This is a genomic window from Marinobacterium sp. xm-g-48 (genome assembly GCF_013282925.1).
Taxonomy (GTDB): Bacteria; Pseudomonadota; Gammaproteobacteria; order Pseudomonadales; family Balneatricaceae; genus Marinobacterium_E.
Genome location: NZ_WBYQ01000006.1, coordinates 68,740 through 85,124, shown reverse-complemented (window position 1 = coordinate 85,124; position 16,385 = coordinate 68,740). Strand labels below are relative to the sequence as shown.

General features: G+C 49.6%; 22 protein-coding genes. 10 read left to right on the top strand and 12 right to left on the bottom strand.

From position 1 onward, the window contains the following. Positions 1-44: 44 nt before the first annotated feature. Together XMG48_RS09895 and XMG48_RS09890 are read right to left on the bottom strand one after the other, a co-directional pair. Entirely contained in the window at positions 45-1,538 is a 1,494-nt protein-coding gene (locus XMG48_RS09895) for a YifB family Mg chelatase-like AAA ATPase (RefSeq protein WP_173481907.1), read from the bottom strand. Between the two features lie 39 nt (positions 1,539-1,577). Then, on the bottom strand, positions 1,578-1,826 hold the full coding sequence (locus XMG48_RS09890; protein WP_173481906.1) for an accessory factor UbiK family protein: 249 nt from the start codon (positions 1,824-1,826) through the stop codon (positions 1,578-1,580). Positions 1,827-2,119: 293 nt separating this feature from the next. Here XMG48_RS09890 and glnK (XMG48_RS09885) point away from each other — a divergent pair, with 293 nt between their 5' ends. The 3 genes from glnK (XMG48_RS09885) to glnK (XMG48_RS09875) all read left to right on the top strand — a co-directional run bounded on the left by glnK (XMG48_RS09885) (position 2,120) and on the right by glnK (XMG48_RS09875) (position 4,284). Continuing rightward, positions 2,120-2,458 (top strand): P-II family nitrogen regulator, encoded by a 339-nt coding sequence (gene glnK / locus XMG48_RS09885; RefSeq protein ID WP_173481905.1) that lies wholly within the window; start codon positions 2,120-2,122, stop codon positions 2,456-2,458. Between the two features lie 35 nt (positions 2,459-2,493). After that, positions 2,494-3,744: an ammonium transporter gene (locus XMG48_RS09880; RefSeq protein WP_173481904.1), complete on the top strand. Its 1,251-nt coding sequence runs from the start codon at positions 2,494-2,496 to the stop codon at positions 3,742-3,744. Between the two features lie 201 nt (positions 3,745-3,945). Then, the gene (gene glnK / locus XMG48_RS09875) at positions 3,946-4,284 is read left to right on the top strand and encodes a P-II family nitrogen regulator (RefSeq protein WP_173481903.1); all 339 of its coding nucleotides are present in this window, start codon (positions 3,946-3,948) and stop codon (positions 4,282-4,284) included. A gap of 32 nt (positions 4,285-4,316) precedes the next feature. Here the strand turns inward: glnK (XMG48_RS09875) and XMG48_RS09870 are convergent, their stop codons facing one another. Together XMG48_RS09870 and XMG48_RS09865 are read right to left on the bottom strand one after the other, a co-directional pair. Then, positions 4,317-5,573 carry a HAMP domain-containing sensor histidine kinase gene (locus XMG48_RS09870; protein ID WP_173481902.1) on the bottom strand — a complete coding sequence of 419 codons (1,257 nt, stop codon included), beginning with the start codon at positions 5,571-5,573 and terminating at the stop codon, positions 4,317-4,319. Beyond that, positions 5,573-6,277 carry a response regulator transcription factor gene (locus XMG48_RS09865; protein ID WP_173481901.1) on the bottom strand — a complete coding sequence of 235 codons (705 nt, stop codon included), beginning with the start codon at positions 6,275-6,277 and terminating at the stop codon, positions 5,573-5,575. The genes XMG48_RS09870 and XMG48_RS09865 overlap by 1 nt, the downstream gene beginning before the upstream one ends. A 143-nt stretch (positions 6,278-6,420) precedes the next feature. Here XMG48_RS09865 and XMG48_RS09860 point away from each other — a divergent pair, with 143 nt between their 5' ends. From XMG48_RS09860 to XMG48_RS09855, 3 genes are all read left to right on the top strand, one after another. Next, positions 6,421-6,816 (top strand): hypothetical protein, encoded by a 396-nt coding sequence (locus XMG48_RS09860; RefSeq protein WP_173481900.1) that lies wholly within the window; start codon positions 6,421-6,423, stop codon positions 6,814-6,816. Positions 6,817-6,966: 150 nt separating this feature from the next. Then, on the top strand, positions 6,967-7,104 hold the full coding sequence (locus tag XMG48_RS12220) for a hypothetical protein (protein WP_371731465.1): 138 nt from the start codon (positions 6,967-6,969) through the stop codon (positions 7,102-7,104). 92 nt (positions 7,105-7,196) lie between these two features. Then, positions 7,197-7,808 carry a fumarylacetoacetate hydrolase family protein gene (locus XMG48_RS09855; RefSeq protein WP_371731466.1) on the top strand — a complete coding sequence of 204 codons (612 nt, stop codon included), beginning with the start codon at positions 7,197-7,199 and terminating at the stop codon, positions 7,806-7,808. Here the strand turns inward: XMG48_RS09855 and XMG48_RS09850 are convergent. After that, a complete protein-coding gene (locus XMG48_RS09850) occupies positions 7,805-8,653 on the bottom strand; it encodes a WYL domain-containing protein (RefSeq protein ID WP_173481899.1) in 849 nt (282 codons plus the stop codon). The two genes, XMG48_RS09855 and XMG48_RS09850, sit on opposite strands and share 4 nt — an antisense overlap. A gap of 126 nt (positions 8,654-8,779) precedes the next feature. Between XMG48_RS09850 and purT the strand changes: the two genes are divergently transcribed. The 4 genes from purT to XMG48_RS09830 all read left to right on the top strand — a co-directional run bounded on the left by purT (position 8,780) and on the right by XMG48_RS09830 (position 13,167). Further along, complete coding sequence (gene purT / locus XMG48_RS09845; protein ID WP_173481898.1) at positions 8,780-9,955, top strand: formate-dependent phosphoribosylglycinamide formyltransferase; 1,176 nt, start codon at positions 8,780-8,782, stop codon at positions 9,953-9,955. A gap of 13 nt (positions 9,956-9,968) precedes the next feature. Continuing rightward, positions 9,969-11,771 (top strand): ABC transporter ATP-binding protein/permease, encoded by a 1,803-nt coding sequence (locus tag XMG48_RS09840; protein WP_254442850.1) that lies wholly within the window; start codon positions 9,969-9,971, stop codon positions 11,769-11,771. Positions 11,772-11,962: 191 nt separating this feature from the next. Beyond that, positions 11,963-12,895 carry an SPFH domain-containing protein gene (locus tag XMG48_RS09835; protein WP_173481897.1) on the top strand — a complete coding sequence of 311 codons (933 nt, stop codon included), beginning with the start codon at positions 11,963-11,965 and terminating at the stop codon, positions 12,893-12,895. After that, complete coding sequence (locus tag XMG48_RS09830) at positions 12,895-13,167, top strand: hypothetical protein (protein WP_173481896.1); 273 nt, start codon at positions 12,895-12,897, stop codon at positions 13,165-13,167. The genes XMG48_RS09835 and XMG48_RS09830 overlap by 1 nt, the downstream gene beginning before the upstream one ends. 95 nt (positions 13,168-13,262) lie before the next feature. Here XMG48_RS09830 and XMG48_RS09825 read toward each other — a convergent pair whose 3' ends face one another. The 7 genes from XMG48_RS09825 to rpoH all read right to left on the bottom strand — a co-directional run bounded on the left by XMG48_RS09825 (position 13,263) and on the right by rpoH (position 16,334). After that, positions 13,263-13,448: a CPXCG motif-containing cysteine-rich protein gene (locus XMG48_RS09825; RefSeq protein WP_173481895.1), complete on the bottom strand. Its 186-nt coding sequence runs from the start codon at positions 13,446-13,448 to the stop codon at positions 13,263-13,265. 65 nt (positions 13,449-13,513) lie between these two features. After that, positions 13,514-13,801, bottom strand: a complete 288-nt coding sequence (locus XMG48_RS09820) for a hypothetical protein (RefSeq protein WP_173481894.1) — start codon at positions 13,799-13,801, stop codon at positions 13,514-13,516. A 38-nt stretch (positions 13,802-13,839) separates the two neighbouring features. Then, complete coding sequence (locus XMG48_RS09815; protein ID WP_173481893.1) at positions 13,840-14,088, bottom strand: RNA-binding protein; 249 nt, start codon at positions 14,086-14,088, stop codon at positions 13,840-13,842. Between the two features lie 16 nt (positions 14,089-14,104). Further along, positions 14,105-14,320, bottom strand: coding sequence for a VF530 family DNA-binding protein (locus tag XMG48_RS09810; RefSeq protein WP_173481892.1), 216 nt, complete (start codon positions 14,318-14,320; stop codon positions 14,105-14,107). Between the two features lies 1 nt (position 14,321). Then, on the bottom strand, positions 14,322-15,020 hold the full coding sequence (gene trmB, locus XMG48_RS09805) for a tRNA (guanosine(46)-N7)-methyltransferase TrmB (protein WP_173481891.1): 699 nt from the start codon (positions 15,018-15,020) through the stop codon (positions 14,322-14,324). After that, a complete protein-coding gene (locus XMG48_RS09800) occupies positions 15,017-15,400 on the bottom strand; it encodes a DUF423 domain-containing protein (protein WP_173481890.1) in 384 nt (127 codons plus the stop codon). The genes trmB and XMG48_RS09800 overlap by 4 nt, the downstream gene beginning before the upstream one ends. A gap of 73 nt (positions 15,401-15,473) precedes the next feature. Further along, on the bottom strand, positions 15,474-16,334 hold the full coding sequence (gene rpoH, locus XMG48_RS09795) for an RNA polymerase sigma factor RpoH (RefSeq protein WP_173481889.1): 861 nt from the start codon (positions 16,332-16,334) through the stop codon (positions 15,474-15,476). Positions 16,335-16,385 lie beyond the last annotated feature (51 nt).

Genomic DNA, 16,385 nt, shown 5'->3' with positions numbered 1-16,385 from the left:
CAGTGTACACCCTGACATCAGCAAGCCCAAGATCTGCTCATCAGTTAAAGCTGTCGATAGCTGAGCGCCTCCATAATGTGGCTGTTTTCGATCGCCTGATCTGCATTCATATCCGCCAGTGTGCGAGCCACGCGAAGTGCTCTATGGCAAGCCCTAGCGGAGAGCTGTAAGCGTGTCGCTATCACCATAAACTCTTTTGATAATGACTCTGAAGCATTCAGCTCTTTTTGGACTTCACTGCCTGTTAGCTCAGAGTTGAGCTTGCCCTGCCGATCATACTGTCGCTGCTGACACTGACTAACTCGCTTACGAACTGCGTCAGAGCACTCCTCATGCGATTCGCCCAGTAATAGCTCCTCTGTGGGCACCGCACTCAAAGCCAGACGCATATCAAATCGATCCAACAATGGGCCAGAGACTCGACCCTGATATCGATCGATTAGAGCCTGAGAACACTGACATCGCTCAGTCCCATCAGCGTAGTAACCGCAGGGGCAAGGATTCATCGCCGCCATCAAAGAGAAACGCGCAGGGTAGGTCAGCGTGCCCGCCACTCTAGAAATACTGACCTCACCGGTTTCAAGCGGCTCTCGCAGAACTTCCAGAACAGAACGGGGAAATTCTGGCAGCTCATCCAGAAATAGAACCCCTTGATGCGCCAGTGAGATCTCACCCGGCCTAGGGGAAGATCCACCCCCCACCATCGCCCGTGATGATGCACTGTGGTGCGGTGCTCTGTAGGGTCGTTCACCCCGAAACAATCGCTCGACCGGCAAACCCGAGACCGAATAGATACTGGCCGTTTCGATACAACTGGATTGCGAAAGTGGCGGTAGGATCGATGGCAGTGCTTGGGCCAACATACTTTTACCACTGCCCGGAGGACCGCTCAAAAGCAGGTTATGCATTCCACTGGCGGCCACTTCCAAGGCACGACGGGCCATCGGTTGTCCCCGAACTTCTGAAAGATCTACGGGGTAACTCGGCGGATAATGAACTGGGGGTTGAGGGTCTATTTCAGGTAGCTTTTCAGCACTCAACGCCTGACATAGATCGTACAGCGTCTTAGCTGAAAGTTGTTGCTTAGCACCCGCGAGAGAGGCTTCTTGGCTATTATCGGGGGCAATAACAATCAGTGAATCCGCTTCAGCACAGGCATAGGCGGCCGGAAATAGGCCTCTAATAGGGTGCAGTTTGCCGTCCAAGCCCAATTCTGAGTAGAGCTCTGCCTGCTGCAGGTGAGTTGTTTTAAGCTGATTGGATGCCAACAGAATGCCAAGCGCAATGGCTAGGTCATAGCGTCCGCCCTCTTTGGGGAGATCGGCCGGTGATAAGTTAACGGTGATTCGTCGTTGCGGGTATTCAAAGCCGGCGTTTAACAGTGCACTGCGCACACGCTCGCGGCTTTCACGCACCGCGGTCTCTGCCATACCCACAATTGCAAAGGAGGGTAAGCCTCCTGAAAGGTGCACTTCAACGCGAACGCGAGGTGCCTCGATACCGAGCTGAGCTCGGCTATAAAGAGTTGCCAATGCCATGACGCCATCCTTGGGTCCTGCAGTTGGCCTAGCGTTGCTTTAGGACTCTTTTGACTCCAACTCAGCAACCATCGCTTCCAACTGCTCTAATTTTTCTCGAGTTCGCTGAAGTACAGCGGCCTGAGCGTCAAACTCCTCCCGAGTGACTAAATCCAGTTTAGCAAAACTTGATTGAAGTACAGTTTTAATTTGCTGCTGCATCGCCTCCTGACCTGGAAGTGATGAGTTACCCTGAAGGAATTGGGTCATCGTCTGACTTAGGTTTTCAAACATCTTAGGATCAAGCATCTCAGCCCCCTTTAACATCGATATGCGTCTCAATAGATGCACTATACCAGAACCCTTTTAAGACAAGCGTCTATGATCACTATTTTAGCCTCAATATGGCGCACCAAAGTAGTGCATGCACTTTTGTGGTGCATACTGGCGTGCACTATAAAGGTTGATAAAACGGTAAAGAGACCCATGAAAAATTTATAAGTCAATGTTTTATAAGTTATTTTTAAAAGTTGGCACAAGTTTCGCAAATAGAGTTCACAGGAAAAAATTAATCCTCCCTTTTCACATTAAGGAGAAATCTGATGAAACTAGTGTCAGCCGTAATTAAGCCATTCAAGCTTGACGACGTGCGCGAAGCGCTATCAGAGATCGGTGTACAAGGTATCACCGTGACTGAAGTTAAAGGCTTTGGCCGTCAAAAAGGCCACACCGAACTCTACCGTGGTGCAGAGTATGTTGTGGACTTCCTACCTAAAGTTCGCCTAGACGCTGCTGTCTCTGATGAGATCGTAGATCAGGTTATCGAAGCGATCACCAATGCTGCGCAAACCGGCAAAATTGGCGACGGTAAGATTTTTGTTTCAGCGCTTGAACAAGTTGTTCGCATCCGTACCGGTGAGACCGGCGACGAAGCTCTATAACGTTTTGATTTTTGGCCTTATTGGAGGGCATAACAATGGAAGAACTTTTGAATACAACAGCTGGTGATGTTACCCAGCTGAAGTACGCACTCGATACCTTCTACTTCTTGGTGTGTGGTGCGCTGGTTATGTGGATGGCGGCAGGCTTCTCAATGCTAGAAGCAGGTCTTGTTCGTTCTAAGAACACCACTGAAATTCTAACTAAGAACATCGCGCTATTCGCGATCTCTTGCATCATGTACTTCGTTTGCGGTTACGCGATCATGTACGGCGGTGACTACTTCCTATCTAGCATCACGGGTGACGGTGTTGCCGATGAGTGGACCTACGCGCCATCAGCTGACTTCTTCTTCCAGGTGGTATTCGTTGCAACAGCAATGTCTATCGTATCGGGTGCAGTGGCTGAACGTATGAAACTATGGGCGTTCCTAGCGTTCGCGGTTGTGATGACAGGCTTCATCTACCCAATGGAAGGTTCTTGGACTTGGGGCGGCAACGCTGTATTCGGCATGTACACTCTAGGTGATCTTGGTTTCTCTGACTTCGCGGGTTCAGGTATCGTCCACATGGCAGGTGCTGCAGCAGCACTAGCAGGTGTCCTAATGCTTGGCGCACGTAAAGGCAAATACGGTAAGAACGGTGAGATCAATGCGATCCCTGGTGCTAACCTACCAATGGCAACACTGGGCACATTCATCCTTTGGATGGGTTGGTTCGGCTTCAACGGTGGTTCGGTTCTAGCAACGTCTGACGTTGAGAACTCAAACGCAGTTGCCGTTGTCTTCATGAACACTAACGCAGCTGCGGCTGGCGGTGTAGTAGCAGCACTAATCACAGCGCGTCTACTGTTCGGCAAAGCGGACCTTACAATGGCACTTAACGGTGCACTAGCAGGTCTAGTAGCGATCACAGCAGAGCCTTCAACCCCTTCTGCACTACAAGCTCACATCTTCGGTGCGATCGGTGGTGTTCTGGTTGTCTTCTCTATCCTAACGCTGGATAAACTAAAAATTGACGATCCTGTCGGTGCGATCTCTGTACACGGTGTTGTAGGTCTTCTTGGTCTACTACTGGTACCAGTAACTAACGACGGTTCTACTTTCTCTGGCCAGATCATCGGCGCCCTAACAATCTTCGTATGGGTATTCGTTGTCAGCCTAGTGGTTTGGGGCATCATCAAAGCTGTGATGGGCATCCGAGTGACTGAAGAGGAAGAGTACGAAGGTGTCGATATCTCTGAATGTGGTATGGAAGCCTACCCAGAGTTCGTCACTTCACGTAAGTAATAGGAAACTCAGTTTCTGTTGAAACCCGGGGTGTAGCGATACACCCCTCTTCTCAGCCCTACCCCCAGGTAGGGTTTTTTTCGTTTCTGGACAAACAGGTTGATCAGGAAACTTGAAGGTTAAACCATCCATGTACATAATGGATGAAAATTTACAGCGAATTGGGACAGTTTTGCCTGCCCAGTTCAACAAGGAGAAACTATGAAACTGGTATCGGCAGTTATCAAACCGTTCAAACTGGATGATGTGCGCGAAGCGCTGTCTGACATTGGTATCCAAGGTGTTACAGTGACTGAAGTTAAAGGCTTCGGTCGTCAGAAAGGTCACACAGAACTTTACCGTGGTGCCGAGTACGTAGTGGACTTCCTTCCTAAGGTAAAAATTGAAGTCGCGATCGACGACGACATGCTAGATCAAGTCATTGAAGCGATCAGCTCTACGGCCAATACTGGCAAGATCGGTGATGGTAAAATCTTCGTTATGCCAGTTGAGCAAGTGGTACGTATTCGTACTGGCGAGACGGGTTCAGAAGCGCTTTAAGCTTCGATCCATTTCAAAAATGCCGCTACCGATCAGTTCGCTAGCGGCATTTTTATATCTACTTGAAGCCCCGTTGGCGCGAGGTTTTGGAACTGAACCTCCCCACCGACGCGTTCAGTCGCTCGAGTCACGATACTCAAACCCAAACCGTAACCGCCTGAGTTGGCCCCACGTCTAAATGGCTGCCCAATCGAATCTAGAATCGATTCTGGTAATCCGGGTCCATTATCAACCACTCGAATCGTTAGCCTGCCGTTATCAGTAGCGACAGATACCTTAATCAACGTACCCTGTGGCGTGTGATTGATGGCGTTATTCAACAGATTGCTGACGACTCGACTCAGTGGTTCACTCCGAATGGTTGCTCCATCAGTGACATCAAGTGATAGGTCGAATTGATGCTGTGGGCCGCTGACACGGGCGTCCTGCACCAGATCCCGACACAGCAGTGCCAGATCCAAAATTGGTGCAGTCGCTTCGGCATCTCGAGCTCGGGCCAGTGTGAGTATTTCAGAGATTAAACCGTCTAATTTAACGCACTCTTTATTAATGCGTTGCAGGGTACGATCATCCTCACCCCACTTCTGCTCTGCCAAACCTGCTGCCGCCTGAAGACGGGCTAAAGGTGCTCGTAGCTCATGAGAGACATCCTGCAGAAGATGCCGTTGGCTATCGAGCGTCTGCTCAACGTAATCAACCATCTGGTTAAACTCACGTGCCAGCTGGCCCAGCTCATCGCCTCGTTTGACGAGCTTACCCTCGGCTCGACTGCTTAAATTACCCTGTTGATGAAGGCGGCGAACAAACCCCTTCAAGTCGTTAATCGGTCTGACGACTAACCACGTGACCAGAAGGCTGCTGCCAAAGGAGACCGCAATGACCCACAAAACTTGGAAGGAGAGTAAGAACCCCCACATCCGTTCAAACAGCTCTTCATTTCGTTCGGGTGGGAAGTAGACGAGGTATGGGGTGCCATCAGCAGCGATGATCTCTGTCACCATTGCATCCTTGGGTTGTGACCGTCTACCTGACGAGTAGATCAGTTGATTGGATCGCTTCTCATAGATCCAAAGCGGTAGACGTCGGCGCTGCTCTTTACGTTGCATCCCATACTGATAATCGGAGATTAACTGCTCTGCGATGATGGTCGCTTTCTGCTTTTGGCTCTCGGTGCGATCGGGAGTATCAGTGACAGAGATGAACAGGGTCAAGCTGATAAGAATACCAAGCGTGCTGACCAGCCAGACGGCGCCGAAGATGCGCCAGAATAGATGTTGATACCAGCGCATTAACCCTCCACCCCAACGACCATCTGGTAGCCTTCACCACGGACTGTTTTAATCATCTCGGCTAAGCCAGGCTTTGCCTGCTCAAGCTTCTGTCTAACACGGCTGACGTGGACATCGATCGATCGATCGTAAGCCGTTAATTTGCGGTGCAGTACCTGTTCGGTCAGCCACTCTTTTGACGCGACCTGCCCAGCACGCTCCATCAACAAAGCCAGCACATTAAATTCAGCTGCGGTTAGCTGTAACTCTATCTCATCAACACAAGCCACTCGACGAGCTGGGGTAAGATTCACTGCCCCAACCGAAAGCGTCTGTTTGTTAGTCTCCTCTTTAACGGGAACAGACCTGCGTAACACGGCACGAATACGCGCCAGCAGCTCGCGCGGGTTGGCCGGTTTAGACAGGTAGTCATCAGCCCCCATCTCTAGTCCCAGGATGCGATCAATATCATCCCCTTTACCGGTCAACATGATGACAGGTGTAGAGACCTTAGGACGAACCTGCTGCAGCAACTCAAGTCCAGATAGGCCAGGCATCATGATATCGAACACACAGAGATCAAACTGATTGCCAGCATCAAACAACTCGATAGCCTGCTCTGCTGACCCTGCTTGAGTCACTGAGAACCCCTCATTCTCAAGGTATTCACCCAGCATGTCCGTCAGATCAAGATCGTCATCAACTAACAGTATTTGTGTGCTCATATTCACTCCTATTTGGGCCCAGTTTACGCTTGGCTGCGTCAAACTCCCAAAACTTTACGCAACTTTACGAACTCGCAACCCAACTTAGCATTGCCATCATCAATAATGGATACATCGAAACGAACAACGAACGGAGAGTTCACATGAAAAAGACAATCATCGCTTCAATTACTGCTGTAACACTAACAATCGGTGCACTATCAGGCGCGGTATACGCACATGAAAAAGGGGGTAAAGGTGGCCCAAAAAGCGCTGAAGATCGTGTTGAGAAACTGACTCAGCGTCTGGATCTATCAGCCGACCAACAATCACAGCTTTTAGCTATGTTCACAAAACGTGATGCGGATCGTGAACAGATGCAAGCGACCCTAACGGCAGAGCAGCGTGAAAACATGAAAGCCAATGCGCGTGATGGCATGCGTGACCAGATGCACAAAGATATAAAATCGCTGCTGACAGAAGATCAAATCGCTAAGTTCGAAAACATGCACTCTGGTAAAGACGGCCACGGCAAAGGTGGTAAAGGCGGCAAACACTAAGAGACACCACTGCAGGCTCTGAATGAGTTTTTGAAACCAACAATAGGTTAGAACCTTTTGCAGTGTGGGGAGCTTCGGCTCCCTTTTTAGTTTCTCTTGACCTGACTAGGTCCGCATAGTTAATTAGGCCTAAACTATAAGGAGCTCCTAATGAAATTGTTACGAGTCGGCGCCATAGGCAAGAGAGACCTGCCATTCTGGATAAAGATCAACAGATTCGAGACCTCTCTTCTGTTGTTCCAGATATCAACGGCGATCTATTATCGAATCAAGCGCTCGAGAGATTAAGAGCGGTAGATCTCGATTCACTTCCCATTATCGATTCATCAGAAAGAGTCGGCCCCTGTATTGGTGAGGTTGGCAAAATAGTCTGTATCGGCTTGAACTACTCAGATCATGCCGCAGAAGCGGGCATGGAGCTTCCCTCAGAACCCGTTCTCTTTATGAAAGCCACCAGCGCGATTTCAGGCCCAAATGACCCTATACAAATTCCACGTGGTGCCGATAAAACAGACTGGGAAGTCGAGCTGGCCATCGTCATTGGCAAAAAAACAAAATACATTTCAGAAGATCAATCGATGGATCATATTGCTGGCTTTTGTCTTGCCAACGACCTATCCGAACGAGCTTTTCAACTTGAGCGTTTAGGCAGCTGGGACAAAGGGAAATCCCATGACAGCTTTGCTCCTATCGGGCCCTACTTAGTGACCAAAGATGAAATCGTTGATCCGCAAAATCTAAGGATGTTTACAGAGATTAACGGTGAGCGTTTCCAAGACGGAAATACCAATACGATGGTGTTTGATGTCAAAACGATCGTCGCCTATTTGAGCCAATTTATGACCTTAGAAGCTGGCGACGTCATTATGACGGGGACTCCCCCTGGTGTCGGTATGGGTCAATCACCCCAAAAGTATCTTATGGCTGGTGATAGGGTGCGAATTGGCATCGAAGGGCTCGGTGAGCAGCACCAGCTCTGCATCGATGCTTAAAACGCGTAACTAATGACCGACTCACCTGAGTTACTAACCGCTAACACGGGGAAGCGCTCAGGGTGAGTTTTGGCCTCATTAAGCTCTGACTCACTGGTGGGTAGTAGATTCGCCTGCAAAAAGTAACCGATCAGCGCTTTACGAATCTCAAACGCTTCAAGCTGCTCCAGGTCAAAATCATCGATGACCAGTCGTTGTTGTGCCGCTGTAAGCGCGTCATTAACGACCAGTCGAACAGAGAGTGATTCATTCCACGCATTGTCGACCGGCAGCTCATCTCCACCCTCTTTAAGAGTCAGAGCACCGCGGAAGCGACTTAACACAAAGTCACGATAAGCTTGTCGCTCCCAACAATAGGCACGTACATGCAATCGATTGCTGGCACTGATGATGGCACAGGGTGTAATCGATCGAAGTGAACCCTCTGGATTCTGCATCGAAACATAGACCGCCTCTATACGGCTTCGATTCTCAATGCCTGCCAAAATAGTGGCTAACGCGCCGGGCGCAGTCGATCGATTCAATACGGGTACAGAGAAGAAGTCGGGGTTCGCCGGAGTCGATAGGCGGGAGATGGTGATCAACGAGTCAGCCGAATCTGGAATCAGCTTAGGCTTAAACCCCTGAGTGGGTTTGTAACTGCGATCAGATGGCGAATAGGAGCGAACATTTTCAGGCGCGAACTCACAGTAGGTATTAATCGCCTCTTGCGCCTCTGGACGAGCAATACCAAAGGCCCCAACCAACATAGGCGCGGTGACTTCACGCTCCCACAACAGCTGACGCTCAATAAACCTTAAGCGCTGCAGCTGCGGCCAAGATGTCTCGTTAATTGTGACTGCCATTTTATCTATTCCATCCCATTTTAGGTAAAGTCTAGCGCATTCAGAATCAAAGTTGGGGATATTCTAATACCCTCTCAGATCTCCTGTTAGCATGGTAATATGGAGTAAAAATTTTAGGAGTCAAAAATGTTAGGTACCGCTCTTTGTAACAGCGCAACACGCGTCATGATGTTGGGTTCTGGTGAACTCGGTAAAGAGGTTGTCATCGAACTTCAGCGCTTGGGTTTAGAGGTGATTGCCGTAGATCGATACGCAAATGCGCCTGCTATGCATGTCGCTCACCGAAGCCACGTCATCAACATGCTGGATGGTGGTGCACTGCGTGCCGTTGTTGAGAGCGAAAAACCGGACTATATCGTGCCCGAGATTGAAGCCTTAGCAACCGAGACACTGCTTGAGCTTGAAAGCGAAGGATTCAAGGTAGTCCCTACCGCACGGGCCGCGCGTCTGACAATGGATCGTGAAGGTATTCGTCGCCTAGCGGCTGAAACACTAGGAGTACCGACTTCAGCTTATCGCTTCGCAGATACTGAGGCTGACTATCAAGAGGCTATCAAAGAGATTGGTATTCCCTGTGTCGTGAAACCGATCATGAGCTCATCCGGCAAAGGGCAGTCGTTGGTTCGTTCTGAAGCGGATGTGGCACCGGCCTGGCAATATGCTCAAGAGGGTGGCCGTGCCGGGAAAGGCCGTGTCATCGTTGAAGGGTTTGTCGATTTTGATTACGAGATCACACTGCTGACGGTCAACGCCGTTGATGGCATCCACTTCTGTGCACCGATTGGCCACCGTCAGGAAGGGGGTGACTACCGTGAATCTTGGCAACCACAAGCGATGTCAGATCTTGCACTACAACGCTCACAAGAGACCGCTCGCAAAGTGGTCGAGAACTTAGCGGGTTTTGGCATTTACGGTGTCGAGCTGTTTATCAAAGGCGATGAGGTCTACTTCAGCGAAGTGTCACCCCGACCACACGATACGGGATTGGTCACACTGATTTCCCAGAATCTCTCTGAATTTGCGCTGCATGCCCGTGCCATTCTCGGCTTCCCTATCGGTAACATTCGCCAGCTTGGTGCTTCTGCATCAGCGGTCATCTTGGGTGATGGACACTCTACAGACATTCAATTTGATGGGGTTAGGGAAGCGCTGAGTGATAACGACACGCAACTGCGTCTATTCGGAAAACCCGAAATCGCTGGAAGTCGCCGCCTAGGTGTGGCGCTTTGTCAGGCTGACAGCGTTGAAGCGGCCATCGAGAAGGCGGTAACCGCTGCCGGCAAAGTTAGTATCAACTACTGATCAGAGACTCAATATGTCACGACACGGCGGCGGCCGGCACTACAAGAGCGACTCCAATAGCAGCAACACTGTTGGCATGAGCGAGGCTTGGTCGGTCATTAAAATGATCTGGCCATACTTATGGGAGTATCGCCGTCGCATGGCGGTCGCGTTTCTGTTGTTGATCTCCGCCAAGCTTGCAGTGGTTGCTATGCCACTGGCTTTGAAGCAGATCGTTGATGGTCTAGATGCCTCTCTGAATCCATTGATTACAGTGCCCATTGCGATGGTCGTAGCCTATGGGATGCTCCGCTTTGGCTCGGTCTTCTTTGCAGAAGCTCGCGATGCGGTGTTTAGCCGAGTCACAGAGAGAGCGATGCGCCGGATGGTGCTCAAAGTCTTTCGCCACCTCCACTCATTAGAACTCGATTTCCATCTCTCTCGGCAGACCGGTGGTATCTCTCGCGACATTGACCGTGGCAGTAATGGCTTCAGCTTTTTGATGAGGATGATGGTCTTTAACATCGTACCAACGCTGATTGAGATCAGCCTCGTTGCTGCCATTTTGCTGTTCAACTTCAGTGTCTGGTACGCATTGGTGGTTGTGGTCTGCGTTGGTATCTACATCTACTTCACCATACTCACTACCGAATGGCGCAACCGCTACGTGCGAGAAACCAATCAACTCGACTCTCAAGCCAATACTCGAGCCATTGATAGCCTGCTCAACTATGAGACCGTAAAATACTTTGGCAATGAGGAGTATGAGGCCAGCCAGTACGATAAAAACCTAGCCAGCTGGGAAACGGCTCGTTTAAAAACGCGCATGACGTTGATGATCCTCAACAGCGGTCAGGCATTCATCATCTCGCTAGGGATCATCTTAATGCTCTGGCTGGCCGCAGAGGATGTTGCAAGCGGAGCCATGACCCTGGGTTCGTTAGTCATGATTAATGCCTACATCTTACAGCTATTCATGCCGCTTAATTTCCTTGGCATGGTCTACCGTGAAGTGCGCAAAGCCCTGACAGACATTGAGAATATGTTTGGGTTGTTGAAGAAGCAGCCTAAGATTGTCGACCGCCCCGATGCAACCGACTTGATAACTCAAGGGGGCGCCATTTGCTTTGACTCCGTCAACTTTGCTTACCACCCCGACCGTCAAATTTTGAAAAGTGTCAGCTTCAAAGTAGAAGCGGGTAAAAAGGTCGCCATCGTCGGGCCAAGTGGATCGGGCAAATCGACCTTAGCGCGACTGCTGTTTCGATTTTATGATGTTCAGTCGGGGCAGATCAGCATAGATGGCCAGCCGATCGACCAAGTGACTCAGCACTCATTACGACAAGCGATTGGCGTGGTTCCGCAGGATACCGTCCTGTTTAACGATACGATCTACAACAACGTGGCTTATGGACGCCCAGGTTCAAGCAGAGAAGAGGTTCTCAAAGCGATTGAGCTGGCCAACCTAAACGACTTCATTGCGGCACTCCCTGAGGGGGTGGATACCCTGGTTGGCGAACGTGGCCTAAAAGTCTCTGGCGGTGAAAAACAACGCATTGCGATTGCCCGCGTGATTCTGAAACGCCCACCCATTTTGCTCTTTGATGAAGCGACCTCAGCGTTGGATAGCGACAATGAGCAGGCGATCCTTAACGCCTTTACATCACTCTCGAAAAACCATACGAGTTTGGTGATCGCGCACCGTCTGTCGACGATTATCGATGCCGATAACATCCTAGTGATGCGCAAAGGCGAAGTGGTGGAACAGGGTACTCACACAGAACTCCTTGCCCAACAGGGCGTTTATGCTGGTATGTGGTCTCTACAGCAACAATAGAGAGCAATCGCCTCATCTTCGATAAGGCTCCAATCCAGTGCTGGAGAACTATTGGCGCTCTGTTGGAGCGGTCTTAAAAAGGCCGCGATAAATGCACTCAGGCACCAAAACGAATCTTAAAGCTTTCCATCAAAGATTAATCTGAATCTATGTACTATGCTAAGTAAAACAGTATCAATTTGGAGTGATCAATGAACGGTGAATTCCTTAGTGGCGGCATGATCGTCACCTTAGCTTTTGCAATCTTCTTCCTCGTACTCGCCTGGTCTGCCGTTAAGGTTGTTCCACAGTCACAGGTATTTGTCGTTGAACGTTTTGGTAAGTTCTCCAAAACCCTGAACGCAGGGATCAACTTTATTGTCCCTATGATCGACCAAGTGCGTCACCGCATCTCTATACTTGAACGCCAGCTACCGGCCTTTGAGATCAGCGTCATTACCAAAGATAACGTTGAAGTGATCCTAGAGGCGACCAACTTCTACCGTATTACCGATGCGGCCCGCTCGGTCTACCGTATTCAGAACATCGATCAAGCCATTCAGACGACAGCCGAGTCGATTGTTCGCTCTGCAGCGGGCAAGCTAGACCTTGATGAGCTGCAATCATCACGCGCTCAGATGAACGAAGAGATCCTGACCAATCTGCAAAAAGCAGCTGAAGTCTGGGGAATTGAGATTACTCGTACTGAGATCACCGATGTTCAAGTGGATGAGCAGACCAAAGAGGCGCAACGTCAGCAACTCAATGCAGAACGTCAGCGTCGGGCACAGGTTGCGCAGGCAGAAGGCCAAAAACGCTCTGTGGAGCTGAATGCAGAGGCACAACTCTACGAAGCACAAAAGCAAGCTGAAGCGGTAAGAGTCGCGGCCGATGCAGATGCCTATGCGATAAAAGTGAAAGCCGAAGCGACCGCCGAGCAGACGCGCATGATAGCCGATGCTATTAATAACGGCGGGCAATCGGCGATCAACTTCGATATTCTACAGAAACAGGTTGCAGCACTGTCTGAGGTTGCAGCAGCTGATAACAGCAAAACAGTGATCATGCCGACAGACATCACTAAAGCAATTGGCTCATTAGAGCTATTAGCACAGACCGTTGGCGACGGATTAAAGAGTAAATGATGGATTTTTTTACAAACGGAAACGGCTGGCTGATTCTTGGATTGGGGCTCATCATCATTGAGATGGTGTTGAACCTCGCTTACATCTCTATCAGCTTCGGTATCGGGTCAATCCTAACGGGCCTATTGATTAAGTTGAATCTGATCCCGACCCTATTGGATTCTGGCGTAATCGATGAGCTACTGATCGTCGGTATTATCTCAGTGATCACGCTGATTGCTCTGCGCGCACTGTTCAATAAAAAGAGTGATCAGGATATCAACCAGTACTGATCTATCGCCTCATCCTCGATAAGGCTCCAACCCAGTGTTGGAGCTCTGTCGGCGCACTGTTGGAGCGGTCTTACAAAGGCCGCGAATAAGACTGATCAGAAATCATCTTCTGAGTGCGGTGTAATGTAATAATCGCCATACCCATCCACTGAGACAGAAAAGTGGATGGGGTGGCAACAGACCGTACAATCACAGACAAACATCTCAGCCTCATCGGGCTCGTAGACAATCTCGATCATCTCCCAACAATAGGGACACTGTACATTTTGACTGGGCAGCATGGGCGATCTCAGCTTAAAGAGTTAACTTCTATAAGTGAGCTTTAACCCGTTGGATCACCCAATGACTACTCGGAATCTTTACTGCGCTTTTTCGCAAAGCTGGCAGAGACGTAGTAGATCAGCAGCAGAAAGGCGCCAATACCGTACTGAAGCAGGGACACATCAAAGCGTGGCGGACCGCCGTTAGCAATGGCGTAACCCCCAGCAATTGAGGCCACCATCCAAGCTAATGGTAGCGAGAAGAGCTCTTTTTGCGGCGAGCTCTTTTTCTTAAACAGCAGATTACCAATTAACCATACCAACACCCACACACCAATTAACGAAGAGAGTATTGAGAGGAGTATTGCTGTCATATCGGCTCCTTAATTAAGTTGAGAAGTGACTCGAGCGATCAGTCCGCTCTCTCTTCCGCTTTTTTTACACGAATCATATTACGGCCAACCAGTGTGTGGTTTAGATTTTTAACCGCCGCTTTCGCTTCACCTGGCTTAGGCATTTCAACAAACCCAAAGCCCTTCGATGAGCCCGTTTTCTCGTCCATCACCAAGGTGCAGTACTGAACGCTACCGTAACCTTCAAAGAGCTCTTTAATCTCAGCTTCTGTGGTTGAACGATCCAAATTACGGACTAACAATTTCATAATTAACTCTCTCTATTCAGCAGAAGGTATCAATGTAGAGCTGCTCTACCTTATCGCGAGCCCACTGCTGTTTGCGTAAAAATTTTAGGGATGACTTAACGGATGGATCGATCTGAAAGCAGTTAATATCGATCCGCTCGCCCAACTCATCCCAGCCGTAATGATCCACAAGACGCTCGACAACATCAGCCAACTTAACGCCGTGCAGTGGATTATTCGGTTGATTGTCCATCTTAGTTGACGCGCTCGAACATCAGATCCCAAACACCGTGACCTAGCTTTTCACCCCGTTTTTGGAACTTAGTCACAGGGCGGAAGTCTGGCTGTGGCGAAAACTGACCTTCGCCCATCTGGTTTTGATAGCCCTCTGCCGCACTCATCACTTCCATCATATGCTCTGAGTAGGGCTCCCAGTCAGTCGCCATATGGAAGACACCGCCAATCGCCAGCTTTTGACGAATGGTTTGAGCAAATTCAGGTTGTACAATGCGGCGTTTATTGTGCTTCTTCTTATGCCAAGGGTCTGGGAAGAAGAGCTGCACACCCGCCAAAGAGCCATCCGGTATGCACTGTGCCAGTACCTCGATCGCATCTTCACAATAGACGCGAATATTGTCGACCCCTTCGGCACGTGCATCAGCTAACAAACGACCAACACCGGGAGGATGCACTTCGATTCCAATAAAGCCCTTCTCAGGTGAGCGGCTCGCCATCTCTACCAGCGACGCGCCCATACCAAAACCGATCTCTAGAGTGACGGGGCGATCATCGCCAAACAGAGTTTTAAAGTCGACCATGCCATCTTCAAGTTCTAGCCCATACAGAGGCCAGTTCTCTTTCATTGCACGCTCTTGCCCTTCTGTCATGCGTCCAGCGCGTACGACAAAACTTCTAATCGTACGGTGTGGGCGCTGCTGTTCTGTGTCACTCATTGTTCTATCCGTAAGGTTCGTAACGACCAGGCAAACAGTGCCCAGCCAATAATCATTAATATACCACCGATGGGGGTGATCGCTCCTAACCAACCAGTATCAGTTGCGATTAGCAGATAGAGGCTGCCACTGAAGATCAACGTCCCTGCCAACAGCGAATACCCAGCAAGGCGCCAGCTTTTACTATTGAGTTTAAAACCGGTAATACCGACCACCATCAAACCTAGAGCCTGCCAAAACTGGTAATCCACAGCGGTGCTGAAGGTTTCAAAGCGAGCAGCTGACAGGGTGCTTTTCAGTAAATGGGCACCAAAAGCGCCAAAAATCACCGAAAACATCGCTAAAATCGCACCAATCATCAAAAAACGTTTCGCGTGCATCATCACCTAATTTGGGCCGCAAGCATACACAAAAAAAGCCGCTAATGCGGCTTTTTCACAACACTTTCATCCGTTAGATAACGACTAAAGCGTTTTTAATTTTCTTCATCGCGTTCTTTTCAAGCTGACGGATACGCTCTGCAGAGACCTCATACTTAGCGGCCAACTCGTGCAGCGTTGCTTTTTCATCAAGCAACCAACGCTGTGCCAAGATATCTCGACTGCGCTCGTCCAACTGGCCCATCGCTGCGGCTAACTGGCGGTTAGAATTATCTTCCCAATCCTGCTCTTCAAGTAGCTCGGCTGGATCGGCAGACTTGTCTTCCAAGAACAGTGCCGGTGCAACAGGCGCACTCTCTTCAGAATCATCAGCAGCAGGCGCATCAAAGGCCATGTCAGTGGCGGCCATGCGACCCTCCATCTGACGCACTACTGCAGCATCAACGCCTAGATCTTCTGCGATCGCTTCAACTTCATCGTTGTTCATCCAACCTAGGCTCTTCTTCTGTGAGCGTAGGTTAAAGAACAGCTTACGCTGAGCTTTGGTCGTCGCAACTTTAACAATACGCCAATTGCGAAGAATGAATTCATGCATTTCGGCTTTGATCCAGTGAACAGCAAAGCTCACCAGACGAACACCGACGGTTGGATCAAAACGTTTAACCGCTTTCATCAAACCAACGTTACCCTCTTGGATCAAATCACCGAGAGGAAGGCCGTAGCCTTTGTAGCTGCGCGCAATGTGCACAACAAAGCGCAGATGTGACATAACCAACTGGCGAGCCGCATCAAGGTCTTGCTCAAAATGCAGACGCTCGGCAAGCTCCCGTTCTTCCTCTGGAGTGAGGATAGGGATAGTGCTGACATTCTGAACGTAAGCGGCAAGATCGCGCCCCGGAGTCAGATGTTCAACTAATTGCAAGCTAGTGCCCATTTCTCTTTAAACCTCAAAAACTTTCGTTTTTTACACTGTTTTAAATCGTTT